We start from the raw sequence: 18423 nt of genomic DNA, 5'->3' as shown, positions 1-18423 counted from the left end.
TATGTAATATAAAAACCCCCTCCTCTAAATAAAGGAGAGGAATAGATTTATAGAGAACCCCAGATAGATTTACCACCTGTATGTCCAGTTTTTTCATGTATAGTTCTATTTACTAATTGCAATCTGCCTGTATTTTCATGATGGTGCCATATATACCCTCGTGGAGTTTTCCCATTTTTAATGTCTTGAATCTGATACTTATTAAATTTTTTCGCATGCTCCCAAGTATTAATTGCCTTCTTCAAAGATGCGTTTGCATTTTTAAACTGAGTACTATTTGAAGATTTAATTAGACTCATAGGGAGATTGTAATTGTATTTAGATGCGAAAACAGGAAAACCTTTAGAATTAAATTTCACACCAGTCTTAGGGTGCTTCTTTCCTGCGAGCTTACCATTTCTGACTGCAATTTTCTTTGTTGTTGACTTTAACGTCTGCTTAACTAAGAGCTTACCTCCGACACGACTAACAACAGCAATTGCAGGTGGAATTAACCAAGCCCATTGAGCATGATAAGATTCATCCTCACCTACATCATCAGTTTCTGGTTCAGTGGCGCTTTCAGTCGGAGTTACAACATTCTCTTCAAATTCACTATCAGGAACACTTTCGTCTTCAATGATTTCTTCTTGCGCTGCGTCCTCTAATAAATTTTCATCTTCATAGACTGGAGCATCTACTAAATTATCATAATACGAATCTTCCGAAACATCAGAGTAATCTTCGTATGATTCCTCTTCGTAGTTAAAGTCATCCTCATACTCTTCATACTCGGAATCAACCGGATTTTCATCAGATCCTTGAACTGACTCTGTTCCAGATTGAACCGGCTGTTCAATTGACTGTGCTTCAGCAAAGTTCGGTAATACAAAAGTTAGCAGCAGAAGCAAACTCAAAACAACACTCAAAATCTTCTGATAGCTTTTCATTAATTCCCTCTTTTCTTTAGGATTTTTAACACATTTACATTCTAGTACAAATAATGTTAAAAATAAACAAAAAGAGGAAAATTATACTCATTTTACAAGAAGTCTTTGAGTTGATCTAATATAATCTCAGTATCTTCATTTTCGGACTTTCCTAACTCATTAACAGCTTCTTGTACGACAGCTCTTAGATTATTTGATTGTATTTGAGGTGAATATGAAGAAACAATTGACATCAAAACGTCAGCCAATTCAAAAGCCATGTCACCTTGTGCTCCTATAGAATTATCTTTAATAATGTTCAGCAACCACTTTAGGTCTTCAACACTTTGGATTGGAAAAAGAGAAAGCCTATGAATCTCCATGGGGTTCTTATTAGCCAGGATTTTTTCAATACCTTCCTTCTGAATAGCTTCTGGATCATTTGGATCAATACTTGGAATTTCAGCAAAATCTAAATTTTCATCTTCTTGAACTTCTTCGTATTCATGTGTATAGAGTTTAGATAAGAATTCATCAAATGAATCTGCAATGTTAAAATCATTATTTAATTCAAGGTCAAAGTAATGAACAGGTGGATTTTCATTAGTTAGACGATAATCTAAGGCAACCCAATTATGTCCATCTCCCTGTATTAACAATAATCTTTGTGGTAGACCCCACTCTTTTATTAGATATTCACTCTCTAAGATCCCCAGCTCCCTCCCTATACCTCTAATATGATCAACTTCAATGTGGTCATCAGCCCAAGATGTTTCCTGATCTGTTGGGAATGCATTAAAATTAATCAACCCACCATTTTGTTGAATGATCAATTTCTTATATTGATCAGGCAAAGTTAAGTTTAACTTTTTTTCAACATTCTTTATTTCATTTTCACTGATGTCTTTTAACCTAAAAGGATCATATTCACTGTTCTCCCAAATCTCACTCATGGTATTTCCCTCCTATGGGCTATGTAATGATTCTTCAAGACATATACGATTTTAAATTTGGAAAGTTTCATTCAAAGTAGTGCTGGAAATTTAAACAGGTGGTCAGGCTTACCTTAGAAGAAAAGCCAGAGAGTATGTGAGGGAACTCTCTGGCCTATAGTGGCTGATATACCAACTATGATACATATACAGGATACTTTATATTTGTGGTGTATTCAAGCAGCTTTCAGGTTTAAATAAAATGTGAATTTTATTTAGATCACCTCCTAATAACTATGTATATTAAAATAGCAATAATCAGCAGCAGAAGGATTATTACCCATACATAAATGTTCAGGCCAATTAAGAATGTTCCGATTGCTGGAAATAACTTCGGGAACATAGCAATTAATAGATCTTTGATCTCACCAATAGCAGCGATGATTAGTGATAAAATTACGATTTGTGTTTGATCCATTATTCTTTCCTCCAATAATTTCATTAGATTTTTATTGAGAGTTAAGCAAGGGTGTACAATTTTGCTCACAAGCATTATAGATAGTTAGTTGAAATATTTAACAAGGCTTTAGAAGAACCTTGTTTATCCAAATGTTACTCATAGTCAATGATTCATCCCCTCTCTTATATCCTTCAATTTGTTAACCGCACAATTCAGCGAGTATTTCTTCCTGCATATATAACTGCGTATCGACCTCCGGAATGGCACAACCTTTTCATAAATAACTGCGTTAACTTTAAAAACGGACATTATTTAGTTAAGTTTTCGTGCTTCACAAGTAAAACCCCATCATTGTATTCGTTTTTGCGACATCCTGATAAAAACTTTTACAACCATCATTAATAACTGCAAGGGTAATCTCAAAAATGGACACACTCTCACGATGAACTCCACTCATTAAATAGATGCGTAGGAACTTCGGTGAATGGACAAAACCCCGTCTATAAAAGACGAGGTCTAATTTAATCTAAGAATTCATAACACATATATCGAAATCTAAAACTAGATAGATATATATTCAAAGAATACAAATCTTTCAAATTATTTTGTTGTTTTCGTATTCAATGTTAGATAGAATGTTTTTACAGATACTTCTGTTTTGACATTAAACACAAATAAAGAGGTGCTAAATTTTTGGAGTTAAAAAACATTGTTAATTCTTACAACATCACAAATATTTTAGGGTATCTTAGACGTTCTCGTCAGGACATGGAACGAGAAAAAAGAACAGGTGAAGACACACTCACAGAACAAAAAGAACTTATGAATAAAATACTTACGGCCATTGAGATCCCCTATGAATTAAAAATGGAGATTGGATCAGGAGAAAGCATTGAGGGTCGACCTGTTTTCAAAGAATGTCTTAAAGATCTTGAGGAAGGCAAATATCAGGCAATTGCTGTTAAAGAAATAACAAGACTTAGTCGTGGGAGTTATAGCGATGCAGGACAAATTGTTAACCTCCTTCAAAGCAAACGATTGATCATAATTACACCATATAAGGTTTATGACCCTAGAAACCCTGTTGACATGCGCCAGATTCGTTTTGAGTTATTTATGGCTAGAGAAGAATTCGAAATGACCAGGGAGCGTATGACAGGCGCTAAATACACTTATGCAGCACAGGGGAAATGGATATCTGGCCTGGCGCCTTATGGATACCAGTTAAACAAAAAGACCTCTAAGCTAGATCCAATTGAGGATGAAGCAAAGGTTGTTGAACTAATATTTGATTTATTCTTGAATGGTCTCAACGGAAAGGATTACAGTTACAATGCAATTGCCACTCATTTGACCAATCTGCAAATCCCCTCCCCTGCCGGAAAGAAAAAGTGGAATCGATTCACTGTAAAAGCAATTCTTGAAAATGAAGTTTATATAGGAACTGTTAAGTATAAAGTCAGAGAGAAAGAAAAAGACGGTAAGAGAACAATTAGACCTGAGAATGAACAAATAATTGTACCTGACGCACACACTCCCATTATTGATAAAGATCAATTCGAGGAGGCGAATAAAAAAATCGAAAACAAAATACCTTTGCTGCCAAATAGAAGTGATTATAAATTAAATGAATTGGCCGGTGTATGTATTTGTGCTGACTGTGGTGGCCCATTGTCAAAATATGAAGCCAAAAGAAAGAGACAAAACAAAAACGGTACTGAAAGCTTATATCATGTTAAAGTGCTCAGATGCCTCAATAACAAGTGTATGAATGTCCGATACAATGATGTTGAAGAAGCCATTCTAGACTATTTAAAGTATCTACAGGCGCTAAATGACAATGACCTTACGAAACACCTTGGTAGTGTGATTCAGTCTCATGAAAACAAAAACAATATCAGATCAAAAAAGCAAATGAATGAACAGTTTGACCAGCGAGAAAAAGAGTTAAAAAACAAATTGAATTTCATATTCGATAAATATGAAAGTGGCATTTACTCTGATGAAATATTCCTGCAGCGGAAATCAGTCTTAGACAAAGAGCTGCAAGAGCTTAAAAAAGCAAAAGACGAGATAAATGGCCTTGTTGATTTTAAAGGTGGTCTTGATATCAATCAACTTAAAGAGAACATAAAAAATGCAATTGAACTATATGAGTCATCTGAAAACAGAGAAGAAAAGAATAAACTGCTCAGAATTACGTTGCAGAAAGTTATAGTTAAAATGACAGCAAAGAGAAAAGGCCCAATACCTGCACAATTTGAAATTACACCTATTCTAAGATATAACTTCCTAATCGGGGAAACAGTCAGTAGTAACGAATCGTAGTCATTATCTTGATAAACAGATAAAGCTGTATCTCCTGTGAACACAATGGGTGCCACCAAGCTGTTATCTGAAAAGCTGTTTCATCAAGCAAACCGCCACGTTCAAAACAGAGGAACTGTGTTTTGTTCAGTCCGCTTCGGAAATGTTCTCGGCTCAAGGGGTTCGGTCATTCCAATTTTATTTGAACAGATGATGGAGGGTGAACCGCTAACCATCACTGACAAAAATATGACCAGGTTTTTCATGTCAATAGACGATGCAGCTACACTGACATTGCAATCAGCTGCTATTACAAAAGGCGGAGAAACTTTTATTTTTAAAATGGAATCACTGAAACTTGAAGAACTGATCCATGGGTTTGAAGAATATGCATCGCAGCACGGGCTCCCGCAGCCGTCTGCGGTAGAAGTCGGCAAGCGTTCAGGTGAAAAGCTTCACGAAGAATTAACATCCCCTCATGAAATTGATTCTCTGTATGAATGGGGCAATCTTTATGCGATTCTTCCAGAACCTGAAAAACATCCTGATTTTCGCAAAGTCCATCTGCCTGGATATCAATCAGATCAAGCTCCACTCATCACAAAAGACAGAATTGCCCAGATTATTGAGAAATTGCACCAAGAAAAAAAGGCATAAAAACAAGCCTGTCTATCCATTAGGCAGGCCTGTTTTTTGTGTTTATTTATCAAAAAGATGCAGATAGCTTTCGTATCCTTCTTCTTTCAGCTTATCCTTCGGCACAAACCGCATTGCCGCTGAGTTTATGCAGTATCGAAGCCCGCTTGGACCCGGTCCGTCATTAAATACATGACCAAGATGAGAATCGGCAGTACGGCTTCTCACTTCTGTTCGAATCATGCCGTGGCTCGTGTCTAGTTTTTCTTCTACTTCTTCTTCTTCAATCGGCTTTGTAAAGCTTGGCCAGCCGCAGTGGGAATCAAATTTATCCTTGGATGTAAACAATGGCTTGCCTGACACAATGTCTACATACAGCCCTTCTTCCTGATGATCCCAATATTCATTTTGAAAAGGCGGCTCCGTGCCGTTATTTTGCGTCACTTCATATTGCATGCGGTTTAGTGACTTGATTTTTTCTTCTTTATTGTGCCCCATTATTTCGCCCCCCCAATGCTCGCTGATAAATCCGGCTCGTCCAGACCCCGCCTGGTAGCGCTGGTAATGTCCTGGATTCTTTTTATAAAAATGCTGATGGTAGCCCTCCGCTTCATAGAAAGGCTCAGCTTTTAAAATGTCGGTTACAATCGGATCTTTAAAGATGCCGCTTTCCGCCAGACGCTGCTTGGAAGCTTCCGCAAGCTCCTTTTGTTTATCATTATGATAAAAAATGGCTGCACGGTAGGAGCTGCCGCGATCCGCAAACTGGCCGCCGGCATCTGTCGGGTCGATTTGCTGCCAAAACAATTCAAGCAGCTTTTCATAAGGATACACATCAGGATGAAACGTGATTTGAACGGCTTCACAATGTCCTGTCGTTTCACTGCACACCTCTTCATACGTAGGGTTTTCAGTATGGCCGCCTGTATACCCGGACACCACTTTTTCAATTCCCGGCTGTTCGTCAAAAGGTTTGACCATACACCAAAAACAGCCTCCTGCAAATGTGGCGATTTCTTTTTTTTCAGACATACTGGTGCCTCCTTTGTTCATACGTGGTATTATTATATTATAGCATGTAAAAATAGAATGAAAATGATTCTGCTTTTCATAAAATCTATAGGTTTTAAGCAATATGCTTATGTAATGGAGGTTCACAAATTTGAAAGTAAGAACACAGATGATGTACGATATGGAAAATTTACTCCGTAAAGTTTTTAAACAAATACGCAACGAAATCAATGAAATTCTTGATAAAGAGCTGTCACGGAATGAATTCACCATTCTGCGGATCCTCAGTGAACAAGGGCCTAAAAAAGTCACCGAATTTGCGCCTATTTTAGAGGTATCAGCAAGCCACATTACAGCTGTGACTGATGCGCTGGTGGAAAAGGAATGGATTACAAGAATCAGATCGAAGGAAGACAGGCGCATCATCCGCATTCATATCACCGAAGCGGGCGAAAAAGTCCTTCAGCATTTCAACGAGAAAAAAACGGAATATTTCTTTAAACGCTTTGACTGCTACACTGATGCCGAACTGGCCTCATTAATCGAGCTTTTCAGCAAACTTGATAAAAAACGATGAAAAAAAGCACATACCGCTATACATGGGTATGTGCTTTTTGCAGCCCTTCATTTATTTTTCAGCGAACAGTTTCATTGTTTTCCATCTTCCGTATCTGTAATACAAAAACGCCGCACAGCTGCTTAATAAAAAACTCATTCCGATTCCGAGCCCGATTCCTTTCTGGCCAAACCATGCTGAAAATAGAGCCGTGAAAGGATATCTCAAAACCCAAAACGATATCAAATTTAAAACCAGCACCTGCAGCATCGCTCCCGCAGCCCTGACGATTCCGTTCAGCACGAAATTAATCCCGATAAAAGGGTAGAAAAACGCGATCCAACGCAAATATTGTTCACCAAACGCAACCGCATCAGGCTCGCTGATAAATAGTCTCATAAGATATTTGCCAAATACCCAAATGATAACGGCAATCATCAGCATGCAAGAAATAACAACTATAACACCTAGCCTCGCAATTGTTCCCACTCTTTTATCGTTTCCGATTCCGATATTTTGCCCTGCCATACTGTTGACCGCCGTACCGGCAGCCATAGCGGGAAGCGTGATGATGCTGTCGAGCCGCTGCACCGCGCCGAAGCCTGACACCACATGCTCCCCGTAGGAGTTGACAACACTCATAATCGCCATCATTCCGCCTGTAATGACCATCATCTGCAGACCGGCTGGAATCCCAAGTTTCAAAACCAGCGCGGACTCTTCCCACTTGGGAACTCGCGGAATAGAGAACGGTACAAGCTTGTGTCTGATGACATAAAACAACCCGTACAGAAACGCAATGCCCTGTGACAAAATTGTCGAATAAGCTGCTCCCGCTATTCCCATGTGCAGCACAGAAATAAAGAACGGCGCCAACACTGTATTCAGCACAACTGCAAACGCAATAAACCGGAGAGGTGTCTTGCTGTCACCGAGCGCCCGAAGCACCGTACTGATAAAGTTATAACCAAACAAAAATAAAATGCCAATAAATTGAATTTGCAAATAGCTCTCAGCAAGCGGTATCATCGACTCCGGCGTTTTCAAAAGACGAAGCAAAAGCTCTGACAGAAAAAAACCGGCCGCGCCGAAGCCGACACTTAGGCCTGTTAATAAAACGACAAAAGCGTTTATATACGACGCCATTCCTTTTTCATCATCTTTACCCTTTTGCTGTGACAAAATAGTTAATGTCGCATTGTTAAGGCCCAAAATAAAAGACAGCACGGTTAAAACAATCGTGCTTGATACCGCGGCTGCCCCAAGGGCCTTCGCCCCCAGTAAATTGCCGATCCACAAACTGTCTATAAATTGAAAGGAAACCTGCAATGCGTTTCCGAGCATAATCGGCATTGAAAACAGCACAAGCTGTTTCAGCACGTTCCCCTGTGTAAAATCGTATGCTTTCATTTTTTCTCCTTGTGGTCTTAAATTTTCACCGGATCACACGAAAAAAGAGACGTTGTTTCATGTCTCTTTTTTCATGACTTATCGGTTTTTTTTCGGTCTCTCATACCGAATGTTAGCACCATCACACTTAAGAACAAGGCACAATAGGAAATGTTCAAATACATTTGGTCCATATCTTCAGCGGCCAGATGATGATAAGCAAGCCAGCCGAAATACAGGGAAAATGTAAAGGATAATAAACTGAAATACTGGTAAATCCGTTTCATTTTCAGTCACCTCTATTGTTTAGGATGGTAATAGGAAAACTCAATTTCATCTTTTTCTAAATTTATTTTATCCGCTCTGACATACATTCCATTCGTTAAAGGCATTTCTGACAGACGCACTTCAATGCTTTTATCGCCGGGATGGACGTGGACAAATGACGGCAATTCGTAAAAACTGTCCATATAATTTAACACAAAGCTAATCGGGATACTCAATTTCCCTAACGAAAATTTCGTTACATTCAGCTCCACGTCGCCATTTTTTTTCACGGTCGGTTCAAAAGCGATAAGCGCATCAATGGTCGTGGAAAAAGCCTTGATTTCCCCGACGACATGAACATCATCATCGATCTCTACTTTATAATCAAGCTGGTTGGATGCTTTGTCTTTTAAATATGAGTTGACAAACGCAGCTAATGATTCTTTTGTGCTTGTCACTTGAAATCCATACTCGCTCTCAGATGAATCCTTTACCTGAGCTTGTTTTCCCGGCAGCATGACTAGTGTCACAAACCCAGCGGCGAGAATCAGATTGATGGCAAGCAATATAAAAAACAGTCGTTTCCACTTATTCATGATGTCACCCTACTCTTTCGGTAATCCTTCTTTTTCAATGGCTTGATAGACGCGCTTCGCGATAAGGGAATAACCCGTACCATTAGGATGAAAATCATCATCCTCAGAAATTCTGCTGCTGTCGCTTTTTTGATTGAATAAATCTTCAATATAAATGATTTTCGCAAACTTATCTTTTTTCAGCTCTTTTTCAGCTACTTGGTTCCAATCAGTAACAACACCGTTTATTTCATTTAATTCAGATAACGTAAATGTAAACGGATTATACATGCTCACATAAATCAGCTCAGCGTGATCATTCAGTTCACGAATTTCAGAAATGATTTTTTTAAAACGCTTTTCGTACGGTTTTTCCGCTTCCTGAAATGGTTCCATTGTTAATTGCAGAAAGTTTTGGCGAAGGACTTTCATCAAATCGTTGCCGCCAATTGTAAAAAAGACATAATCAGCGTCCTTTATGCCTTTTTGAACCTTTTTATCTTTTAATTTCTCTAATAAATCATCAGAACGGTTCCCTTTCACGGCATAATTTTTTACGTCTACCGTTTTGACTTGTTTATTTGACCGGATAGAATCCGCAACCATGCCGACATATCCCTTACCGGCGGGATCTCCGACACCTTCTGTCAGCGAATCTCCGACAGCCGCAATGACAATGTGCTCTTTCGTTTTCGGTTCATGATCTTTTTGTTTCCCCTCAGATGCTGTACGTATGCTCGTACAAGCAGCAAGAAGCAAAATCAAACTGGCCATGAGTGAAAAAATGCGCAGCTTCAATCTTGTTGCTCCTTCCCATTCTACTAGTGGAAAGTGTATCATGTTTTAGAAGATTTGCAAATGCCTAGTCTCCTAGTTTACTTGAGTGTACTGGCTGATTTCACATCAACGATAATATCATCGTACGGTGTATTTTCCACTCCATTGTAATCTTTCAGCACCTTACCGTCCGGACCCACCAAATAAAATGAAGATTGATGAATGACTTGGTCTTTTCCCTCCGGTTTCTTCACAATCGCTTTGAAGCTCTTAAGCGCGAACGCCTCAATGTCACGCTGGCTGTATCCCGTGAGGAAATCCCAGTTATCAAAAGATAGCGGATAATTCGCCGCAAATTTCTTCAGCTGTTTTGGCTTATCGTTTTCTGGGTCAACACTAAAGGAGACGATCCGGACATCTATATTCTCGGCTTTTAGTTTTTTTTGCAAATCGGTCATATGAGCAGTCATCGGCGGACATACAGTCTCGCAATTCGTAAAAATAAAATCCGCCAGCCATACTTCTCCTTTTAAACTCTTTAATGAAACATTTTTGCCGTCTTGGTTTTGAAATGTAAAAGGCTCCACCTCATAATTGAGCGGATCTTTAATTTGTTGTCCTCCGCAGGCACAAAAAAGCAGAAAAAACAGCCCTGCCGCTAAACCCTTGATCACCTTCATGACATTCACCCTTTCCAGCCGGTAAAAGCGCATTCTAAAACCGTCCTTGCCTGCTATATCCTCTATTTTATATTTATATTCGGTACCGGCAAAAAAAATCCTGCATGCCTCCCAACCAACGGTTACAAAGGGAGACACACAGGTAAAAACGGCATATTACGCGTTGTACTTTAACACCTCTTGATGAAAAACAGCCTGATAATCTGCCCATTTCATCCGGCGCTTCATATAATGTCGGAAAGAATACACTTTTGCCCTGCTGTTTGATGAAAACACTTCTTTTAAGTAGAACTGCAAATGGTGATGTAACATAAAGAAATAGTGCTCATCTTCCTTTAATACAGGTATTTCTGTCACTTTCACCTGAATCCCGTCACTGCGTTTGAACTCTAGGCTTTTGAGTAACAAGCTATCAATCCTCTTTTTTTGTTTTTCTTCTATTATATACAATGCCAGCCGGACTGTCTGTCATTTTACGCGGTTGTGCGAAAAAATTAGATCAGCAAATGGAACAAGTCCTCATCCTTATTCACTTCTACATAATGAAACGCTTTTTTGTCCATTCGTTCAATCAGCGGCCCATAGTCAGCCTTGTCCTGCAGCTCGATGCCGACAAGAGCAGGTCCGTTGCTTTTATTATTTTTCTTCGTATACTCAAACCTTGTAATGTCATCATTCGGCCCGAGGACTTCGTCAAGAAATTCGCGGAGCGCCCCCGCTCTTTGCGGAAAATTGACGATAAAATAATGCTGAAGTCCTTCAAAAATCAAGGATCGCTCCTTCATTTCCTGCATCCTTCCGATATCATTATTGCCTCCGCTGACTACGCAAACCACATTTTTGCCTTTTATTTCATTCTTGTACAAATCAAGCGCTGCGACAGATAGAGCACCAGCCGGTTCAGCAACAATCGCACATTCGTTATATAATTCAAGAATGGCTGTACATACTTTCCCTTCAGGAACAAGGAGAATGTCATCCACGACTGATTGCAGTGTCTGGAACGTTTCCTCCCCAATTTTTTTAACAGCCGCTCCATCTACAAATTTATCAATTTTATCCAGTGTGACGACATGCCCGGCTTTGTTTGATTCAAAATAGGATGCCGCCCCTTCCGGCTCAACAGCAATGACCTTTGTTTCAGGAGATACATTTTTTAAATAAGTGCCTACCCCTGAGAGAAGGCCGCCTCCTCCGACACTTGCAAAAAGAAAATGCGGTTCTGTATCAATATCGTTTAAAATTTCGACCGCCAGCGTTCCCTGCCCAGCCATCACATCCGGATCATCAAACGGATGAATAAACGTTCGTGATTCCGCCTCACAGCATTCAACGGCGCTTTTATACGCATCGTCAAACGTATCACCTATCAAAATAATATCGATAAACCCTTTTCCGAACAGTTCAACTTGAGAGACTTTTTGTCTCGGTGTTGTAGACGGCATAAAAATTTTCCCGTGAATGCCAAGATGTTTACATGAGAACGCCACACCTTGAGCGTGGTTTCCGGCACTGGCACATACAATTCCGTTCTCAGTCTGCTCGCTGGAAAGCTGTTTCATTTTATGATAAGCCCCTCTGAGCTTAAAAGATCTGACAACTTGCAAGTCTTCACGTTTCAAATAGATATTGCATTCATATCTCTCAGAAAGTCTGTCATTCCTTTGCAAAGGTGTGTGAATCACAACGTCCTTTACGTTTTGATGAGCCTTCAAAATGTCTTTCACTTGGATGAGAGAATTTTCTTTAAGCAACGGTTTCATGTACAGATTCCTTTCTTGTTTTAAATCCCTATTTAATATGCCATTATAACACGAATATTCAAAAAATAAGACAATTATTTTTATTTAATATTTAAAAAATACAGACCGCATTCATAATATGCCCTGATAACACCTGCGTCACCAGCATTCAGCAGACCTAAGAAAAAAGATGCTCATAAATAAAAGGTGTTTTGAGGTAAAAGGCATGATATAATAAAACCAATTAGAACCAAAAGGAGCCAATTGATGAATAGCGCACCAATACTCAACACGTTTCATAACCTGATCGGAGAACATCAAACATTCCTGGACGCGAAACGAATCGCCAAGCAGTTCTCATTATCGGAGCTTCCTGTCCTAATAACAGGAAAAATCGGAGCAGGAAAAGATCATTTTGCACAAGCGATACACCAGGAATCCTCGAGAAACAGCGAACCTTTTATTAGCGTCAATTGCAGCATCCATTCAGAAGAAAGCCTTATGCTTGAGCTTTTTGGCCATGACGGTAACACAGGTGCGTTTAAAAAAACGGCACAAGGGACCCTTTTTCTTGATGAAGTTTGGCGCATGCCTGCTTCTGTACAAGCTCAGCTGCTAAAAGCGCTTGATTCAGACACGGAAAAACCGCGAATCATCTGTGCTTCTGCAGGCGAATGCGCGGAACATACATTCAGGCAAGACTTATTTTACAGACTGAATATTTTAACACTCACACTGCCCGAATTGTCTGAACGAAAGAGCGATATACCACTTTTGACACAGTATTTTCTCTCAAACTCCGGCCAGCAATTGTTCATTGATCCCTCAGTCTTTTCGATGCTTGAGCAGCACACATTCGAAGGCAATGTCAGGGAATTAAAAAACGCCACAGATTATATGGCCGCAGTGTCAAGCGGAGGAACGATTCATCCATATGATGTGCCGCCATACATTAGGGGCCCAATAGACGGAAAAGCATTGAAGAAAAAAGCAAAGCTGCTGACTTTAATGGAAAAAGCTGAGTTTTTGTTTATTTTGGAAACAATAAAAGCGTTAAACGAAAAAGGAGAACCGGCCAGCAGACGGATCATTTCGGAACACAGTAAAAACACCCAAACCTCGTTAACCCCGCAGCAGGTCAGAAGCCGTCTCGATTATTTGGAGAAAAAAGATTATGTCACAAAAAGCCGCGGACGCGCCGGCACTAAAATTACTTTAGAGGGTTTGAGCTTTCTGGAAACGCTGAAAAATCAAATAATCTAGCGATCGAAAGGAGAATGCACTTGTTTACAATCAAAGAAGAGATCGCCAATGCGATAACACACGGCATCGGTGTACTCTTATCCATACCAGCATTAGTATTTCTGATCTTATTTGCGGCTAATTACGGGTCCGCATGGGACATTGTCAGCTTTACAATATTCGGTGTCTCTATGTTGCTGTTATATTTAAGCTCTACACTGCTTCACAGCATCACACATAAAAAGACGAAGGATATTTTGGAGATTATTGATCATAGCGCCATTTATGTACTGATCGCCGGAACCTATACGCCTTTTTTGCTGGGGCCGCTGAAAGGCACACTTGGCTTCACCCTGCTGGTTATCGTATGGTCTCTTGCATTAGGCGGAATCGTTTTTAAAATTTTCTTCGTGAAACGCTTTATCCTATTGTCAACCTTCGTGTATTTGATTATGGGATGGCTGATGATTATCGCGGTTAAACCTTTATACGCTTCGCTGAGCGGAGCGGGATTCAGCCTCCTTTTTCTCGGCGGCATTTTATACTCGGTCGGAACCATCTTTTATATTTGGAAAAAGATCCCCTTCCATCACGCCATATGGCATAGCTTTGTATTAGGCGGAAGCGCTGCGATGTTTTTCTGTGTACTGTTTTATTGTGTGAAGGTGCCGTTTATTTCGTAACAGAAAAGCGCAGTCTTTGGGACTGCGCTTTTTTATGCACGTAATTGTTTTTCATTTGCTGGTATATAAGCTTTTGAAAATGACAATTCAATGTCTGCTGGTTTTAAGCGTTTAAAAAACGATCCCTTTTGCAGGTCATCTGTTCCTTTCGTTTCCACCATCACCAATGGAAGATGATAACAGGCCGCAAGTTCAACAGGATCTATAGAACCATCTAATGAAAGAATCAGGCTTTGTCCTTTTTCCAGCTGTTTCGTTACATCTTCATATACCTTTTCTGAGTCGCCGTCTGAAATCACATCCATCCGATCTAGCCATTGCCCGATTAAAGGAAAGCGAAATCCTTTTGGATTGGCAATAAAGCCGGCCGGTTCCTCAATATACCCAGCAATTAAGGCCAGTTCAGCCAAACGCAAACGGGGATGCACATACAAAACAGGACCGTGCGGTATTGGCTCAGGCTGATGGATCGTCACAATTGAACCGGTGATGCCGACACAGCCTTCCAAAAACGCCTTTGGCTGCTCGTAGACAAGAATCATCTGTTTTTTGTATGACAGACGGGGGTCAAGCATCCTTTGATTAAATAATTGTTTCATATTTTTTAACAGCATATACACAATATAAATCACTAGCAAGCTGTAGCGAATCAATTAAAATCCTCCCGCTTCAGAAGAATTCTTTTTTTCATACATCAGAAATTCGTAATCGTACGGGTTTTTTTCGTCCTTGATCCCCCGCTCAGAAGAAACCAGCTTCCAATTGGTTTCATCAAATTCGGGGAAGTGACGGTCACCCTCAAACTTGTGATGAATTTTCGTCATATACAGTCTGTCCGCATAAGGAAACAGCGCTGTATAGAGCTGAGCCCCTCCGATCACAAAGCATTCCTCAGAGCCTGAACAATTGTCCAGCACTTCCTTTAACGAACTGACAACCGTACATCCCGGAAATTCTGAAGCCGGCGCTGATGTGACGACAATATTTTTCCGATTTGGAAGCGGACGTCCAATCGATTCAAATGTTTTCCGGCCCATAATGATGGAATGGCCAGAGGTTACTTTTTTAAAGTATGCAAGGTCATTGGGCAAATGCCACGGCAAATCATTGTCTTTGCCGATCAGCCTGTTGGCATCCATCGCAAAAATGAACGAAATCATACGCTGACCGCTCCTTTAATATGAGGATGCGGATCATAATCCTCGATGATAAAGTCCTCAAACGCAAAGTTGAAAATAGAATCAACCTCTCTGGCGAAACGAAGCTTCGGAAGCGGGCGAACATCCCTTGTCAGCTGCAATTTGACCTGTTCAATATGGTTCTGATAAATATGGACATCACCAAATGTATGAATAAACTCTCCCGGTTCAAGCCCAGTCACATGAGCAATCATCATAGTTAACAGGGCATAAGAACCAATATTAAACGGCACACCGAGGAAAACATCAGCAGAGCGCTGATACAGCTGGCAGGACAGCTTGCCGTCAGACACGTAGAATTGGAACAGACAATGACACGGCGGCAATGCCATTTTATCAATTTCACTGACATTCCAGGCGCTGACGATTAAGCGTCTGGAGTTCGGATTTGTCTTAATATCTTCAATAAGGCGGGAAATTTGATCAACGGTTTCTCCGTCAGCTCCCCGCCAAGAACGCCATTGGGAACCGTATACAGGTCCGAGTTCACCGTTTTCATCAGCCCACTCATTCCAGATCCGCACTCCGTTTTCCTGCAAATAGCGTACATTGGTATCCCCTTTTAAAAACCAAAGCAACTCATGGGCAATCGATTTAAAGTGGAGTTTTTTTGTTGTCAGCATCGGAAAACCTTCCTGTAAATTAAATCTCATTTGATATCCGAAGGTGCTGACTGTACCGGTCCCTGTCCGGTCTCCCTTTTTTTCGCCATGCTCTAACACATGTCTGCATAAATCCTTGTACTGTTTCATCTTTTCCATCCTTTAAAAGTAGTCTTCTAGTAGTGTAACACAATAAAAAATCATTTCTGAACCCAGAAATGATTTTTTTATCAGTCATCTGACGACAGGCTTTTCATCCTGTTCTTTTTCTTCATCTTGCAGATCCTGATGCGTATGGGCAATTCTGCTCGCAGCGGCTGCTGCAAGTGCTGCCACGATATCATCCAAAAAGGTATGAATACCGTCCGGGCTTTCATCAAGTTCTTTAATGATTCCAATCTTCTCTTTATCCAAATAACCGAAGTTGGTCAGGCCGATCGACCCGTATACATTAACGATTGAAAGAGGGATAATTTCATCTATGCCGTAAAGCGGTTCATCCGTTTCAACAAGGTGCTGCAACGGTTCCGGAAGAAGTTTCTGCTCAGCGAGCTGATCAAGCGCAAGGCCTGTTAAAACAGCATGAATAATTTCACGTTTGTTCAGCACTTTTTCTACATTCTCCATACATACACTGAGTGGCAAATTTGGATTGTATTTTTCCTGAAGTTTTTGAACAATCCGCGCAATATCTTCGATCATAACGCCCCGTTTGTTCAGCATATCTTTTGTTATATCGACCATTTCATTCATTGTGTACTTTTTCATGTCTAATGGCATCTCCTTTACGCACTCATCCAGTTGGGAGGCGTGTTGCGGTCCCAGTATATGCTTCCAAGCTCATGATGTTTTTGAAATCCATCTTCTGCTGTATGATAATGAAAATTAAACCAGTAGCCGTCATGAGGCGGGTGGTCTCTGCGCACATGGAATCTGATGAGATCTTTTCCAGTCGTCCGATTGTAAACGTTGAAAATTTTTTCCGTTTTGCCCGCTGAAGGCATGCTTGAGATCACAACATCTTGATACGCCTCATCCTCTTGCAATGTCGCCAAATAATCACTAATCACATTTTCGATTTTCGGCATGATCTCTTTCCGATAGTCATCCTCAATGACCGGAGCGATTTTGCTGCCGAATTTCACAAAGGACTGATTCTCAGCGCTGTCAAGGAGCTGTTCCTTGTACGTTTGAAAAAGCAGTTCAGGATTTCGCCTGTCTTCCGACTCATCATCGTACAGGTCATGCTCATCATAAAAAGCGGTGTAATCATTCTGCTCAAGACTGCTCGGCTGTCCAGAGGGCTTGTCCGCCATAAGAGCAGCCGGAGGAGATACGAGCCCGAACGTCACGATGGTAAATAAAACCACAAGGGTCTTTCTCATCCACATTTTCATGATTGCTTATTCCTCTCTATTTTTTTGTTATGTTTCTCTTATTTTAGCACATCCGAAACATGCAAGTCATGTACCATATGAAACTGATATGCAAATTAGGAGATTCGTAACTTTGCGGTTTGCGTAAAAACGCTTACAATATTCTGTGAAAGGAGGCTTTCCACATGATTGACGCTCTGTTTGCCACAGTTTCACTCTTAACATTGTTATACTTTGTCGTCATGGAAGTCACCGATTAACAGAAAGCCCGTGATTCGTCACGGGCTTGTTTTACTTGCGGCTTGAATGACACCATAATGGAACAGCGCTGTTTTTCTTTTGATGACGTTAAAACCAAACTGTTCAAATCGCGGGCTTTTCCAGTGGTCTTTCAGTACAACGCTTTTTCTGGCAGCGCGCACCGCTTCTTTGATACACCCTTCATCCAAAGCTGAATCCTCCGCAAAGTTCCGTAAAGGCGCGATGCCGTCAGACGTCTCTACAGGCTCATGAAACATTGGATCGAAATATATCACATCAAAAGAGTTGTCAGGAAGCTGCTTGATGTATTCATAGCAATCCCCATTCTTTACTTGGATTCTGCTCATTGCAGCCTGAAGCTCTTCTATGCCCGTTTGCCATGATTGCAGCCCCGTCCTCACCAAAACGGACACGAGATGGTTTTTTTCAATTCCAATCACAGAACCCGTTTCGCCTACTGCCATACTTGCGATAATGGCATCCGAACCCAGCCCGAGTGTGCAATCTAAAAACGTATCTCCTTCCGATAAACCAGCTGCCCGAAGCATCGGTTCCCGCTCGTCCCGTAGGAAGCGTTTAGCTCTGAACATCGCTGTATTCGGATGAAAAAAGAATTTAGCCCCTTGTTTCGTATAAAGTTCAAACCGTTCTTTGCCGACCACAAGCAAATCACGTTCAGCTGACTTCAGCAGGTTTTCAACCGTTTGTTTATTTCGGCCGCAATATGGCATATCAAGCTCTTTAGAAAGCAGTTTTGCGGTTTTCACGGTGTGTTCAGACGGTCTATAGCTTGTTGTTATCATCTTCAGTACTCCCAAAA

General features: G+C 40.6%; 21 protein-coding genes and 2 pseudogenes. 5 read left to right on the top strand and 18 right to left on the bottom strand.

The genetic code is table 11. The features are described from left to right. Positions 1-47: 47 nt before the first annotated feature. The 3 genes from ACMX2I_RS10280 to ACMX2I_RS10270 all read right to left on the bottom strand — a co-directional run bounded on the left by ACMX2I_RS10280 (position 48) and on the right by ACMX2I_RS10270 (position 2318). A complete protein-coding gene (locus ACMX2I_RS10280; protein ID WP_414956844.1) occupies positions 48-929 on the bottom strand; it encodes an HNH endonuclease in 882 nt (293 codons plus the stop codon). A 92-nt stretch (positions 930-1021) separates the two neighbouring features. Then, positions 1022-1861, bottom strand: coding sequence for an SMI1/KNR4 family protein (locus ACMX2I_RS10275; protein ID WP_414956843.1), 840 nt, complete (start codon positions 1859-1861; stop codon positions 1022-1024). 259 nt (positions 1862-2120) lie between these two features. Beyond that, on the bottom strand, positions 2121-2318 hold the full coding sequence (locus ACMX2I_RS10270; RefSeq protein WP_144461779.1) for a hypothetical protein: 198 nt from the start codon (positions 2316-2318) through the stop codon (positions 2121-2123). Between the two features lie 675 nt (positions 2319-2993). Here ACMX2I_RS10270 and ACMX2I_RS10265 point away from each other — a divergent pair. Together ACMX2I_RS10265 and ACMX2I_RS10260 are read left to right on the top strand one after the other, a co-directional pair. Next, complete coding sequence (locus tag ACMX2I_RS10265) at positions 2994-4628, top strand: recombinase family protein (RefSeq protein WP_414956842.1); 1635 nt, start codon at positions 2994-2996, stop codon at positions 4626-4628. 15 nt (positions 4629-4643) lie between these two features. Continuing rightward, positions 4644-5264, top strand: a pseudogene (locus ACMX2I_RS10260) (polysaccharide biosynthesis protein); the annotation flags it as partial. A 42-nt stretch (positions 5265-5306) separates the two neighbouring features. Here ACMX2I_RS10260 and msrB read toward each other — a convergent pair. Continuing rightward, positions 5307-5741 carry a peptide-methionine (R)-S-oxide reductase MsrB gene (gene msrB / locus ACMX2I_RS10255; protein WP_087990454.1) on the bottom strand — a complete coding sequence of 145 codons (435 nt, stop codon included), beginning with the start codon at positions 5739-5741 and terminating at the stop codon, positions 5307-5309. A gap of 3 nt (positions 5742-5744) precedes the next feature. Next, positions 5745-6275, bottom strand: a pseudogene (gene msrA / locus ACMX2I_RS10250) (peptide-methionine (S)-S-oxide reductase MsrA); the annotation flags it as partial. 130 nt (positions 6276-6405) lie between these two features. Between msrA and ACMX2I_RS10245 the strand changes: the two are divergent. Continuing rightward, positions 6406-6831 carry a MarR family transcriptional regulator gene (locus tag ACMX2I_RS10245; RefSeq protein ID WP_039074221.1) on the top strand — a complete coding sequence of 142 codons (426 nt, stop codon included), beginning with the start codon at positions 6406-6408 and terminating at the stop codon, positions 6829-6831. Positions 6832-6882: 51 nt separating this feature from the next. On the opposite strand, the gene ACMX2I_RS10240 is transcribed toward ACMX2I_RS10245, so the two are convergent. The 7 genes from ACMX2I_RS10240 to ilvA all read right to left on the bottom strand — a co-directional run bounded on the left by ACMX2I_RS10240 (position 6883) and on the right by ilvA (position 12261). Next, positions 6883-8220 (bottom strand): MATE family efflux transporter, encoded by a 1338-nt coding sequence (locus tag ACMX2I_RS10240; protein WP_414956841.1) that lies wholly within the window; start codon positions 8218-8220, stop codon positions 6883-6885. A 71-nt stretch (positions 8221-8291) separates the two neighbouring features. Next, positions 8292-8486, bottom strand: coding sequence for a protein YpmT (gene ypmT, locus ACMX2I_RS10235; protein WP_087990457.1), 195 nt, complete (start codon positions 8484-8486; stop codon positions 8292-8294). 12 nt (positions 8487-8498) lie between these two features. Next, positions 8499-9062, bottom strand: a complete 564-nt coding sequence (locus ACMX2I_RS10230; protein WP_333519514.1) for a YpmS family protein — start codon at positions 9060-9062, stop codon at positions 8499-8501. Positions 9063-9071: 9 nt separating this feature from the next. Then, a complete protein-coding gene (locus ACMX2I_RS10225; RefSeq protein ID WP_414956840.1) occupies positions 9072-9839 on the bottom strand; it encodes an SGNH/GDSL hydrolase family protein in 768 nt (255 codons plus the stop codon). A gap of 77 nt (positions 9840-9916) precedes the next feature. Then, a complete protein-coding gene (locus ACMX2I_RS10220; RefSeq protein ID WP_414956839.1) occupies positions 9917-10498 on the bottom strand; it encodes an SCO family protein in 582 nt (193 codons plus the stop codon). Between the two features lie 156 nt (positions 10499-10654). Continuing rightward, entirely contained in the window at positions 10655-10906 is a 252-nt protein-coding gene (locus ACMX2I_RS10215) for a DUF2535 family protein (RefSeq protein WP_087990460.1), read from the bottom strand. Between the two features lie 86 nt (positions 10907-10992). After that, the gene (gene ilvA, locus ACMX2I_RS10210; RefSeq protein ID WP_414956838.1) at positions 10993-12261 is read right to left on the bottom strand and encodes a threonine ammonia-lyase IlvA; all 1269 of its coding nucleotides are present in this window, start codon (positions 12259-12261) and stop codon (positions 10993-10995) included. Between the two features lie 246 nt (positions 12262-12507). Here ilvA and ACMX2I_RS10205 point away from each other — a divergent pair, with 246 nt between their 5' ends. Together ACMX2I_RS10205 and trhA are read left to right on the top strand one after the other, a co-directional pair. Further along, positions 12508-13503, top strand: coding sequence for a sigma 54-interacting transcriptional regulator (locus ACMX2I_RS10205; protein ID WP_414956837.1), 996 nt, complete (start codon positions 12508-12510; stop codon positions 13501-13503). Positions 13504-13523: 20 nt separating this feature from the next. Continuing rightward, positions 13524-14165, top strand: a complete 642-nt coding sequence (gene trhA / locus ACMX2I_RS10200) for a PAQR family membrane homeostasis protein TrhA (RefSeq protein ID WP_289347553.1) — start codon at positions 13524-13526, stop codon at positions 14163-14165. A 32-nt stretch (positions 14166-14197) separates the two neighbouring features. On the opposite strand, the gene ACMX2I_RS10195 is transcribed toward trhA, so the two are convergent. The 6 genes from ACMX2I_RS10195 to ACMX2I_RS10170 all read right to left on the bottom strand — a co-directional run bounded on the left by ACMX2I_RS10195 (position 14198) and on the right by ACMX2I_RS10170 (position 18406). After that, a complete protein-coding gene (locus tag ACMX2I_RS10195; RefSeq protein ID WP_414956835.1) occupies positions 14198-14818 on the bottom strand; it encodes a 1-acyl-sn-glycerol-3-phosphate acyltransferase in 621 nt (206 codons plus the stop codon). Continuing rightward, positions 14819-15325 carry a dihydrofolate reductase DfrA gene (gene dfrA, locus ACMX2I_RS10190; RefSeq protein ID WP_414956834.1) on the bottom strand — a complete coding sequence of 169 codons (507 nt, stop codon included), beginning with the start codon at positions 15323-15325 and terminating at the stop codon, positions 14819-14821. Then, entirely contained in the window at positions 15322-16116 is a 795-nt protein-coding gene (locus ACMX2I_RS10185) for a thymidylate synthase (protein WP_414956832.1), read from the bottom strand. Before ACMX2I_RS10185 ends, dfrA begins: the two co-directional genes overlap by 4 nt. Positions 16117-16200: 84 nt before the next feature. After that, a complete protein-coding gene (locus ACMX2I_RS10180; protein ID WP_087990467.1) occupies positions 16201-16734 on the bottom strand; it encodes a phosphatidylglycerophosphatase A in 534 nt (177 codons plus the stop codon). A gap of 17 nt (positions 16735-16751) precedes the next feature. Continuing rightward, a complete protein-coding gene (locus ACMX2I_RS10175; protein WP_414956831.1) occupies positions 16752-17363 on the bottom strand; it encodes a YpjP family protein in 612 nt (203 codons plus the stop codon). Between the two features lie 257 nt (positions 17364-17620). Continuing rightward, positions 17621-18406 (bottom strand): class I SAM-dependent methyltransferase, encoded by a 786-nt coding sequence (locus ACMX2I_RS10170; protein ID WP_414956830.1) that lies wholly within the window; start codon positions 18404-18406, stop codon positions 17621-17623. Positions 18407-18423: the final 17 nt, after the last annotated feature.

Source organism: Bacillus sp. SW14, from assembly GCF_047608225.1.
GTDB lineage: Bacteria > Bacillota > Bacilli > Bacillales > Bacillaceae > Bacillus > Bacillus subtilis_G.
The sequence above is the reverse complement of the archived record's forward strand: the minus strand, read 5'-3'. Positions and strand labels throughout refer to the sequence as shown.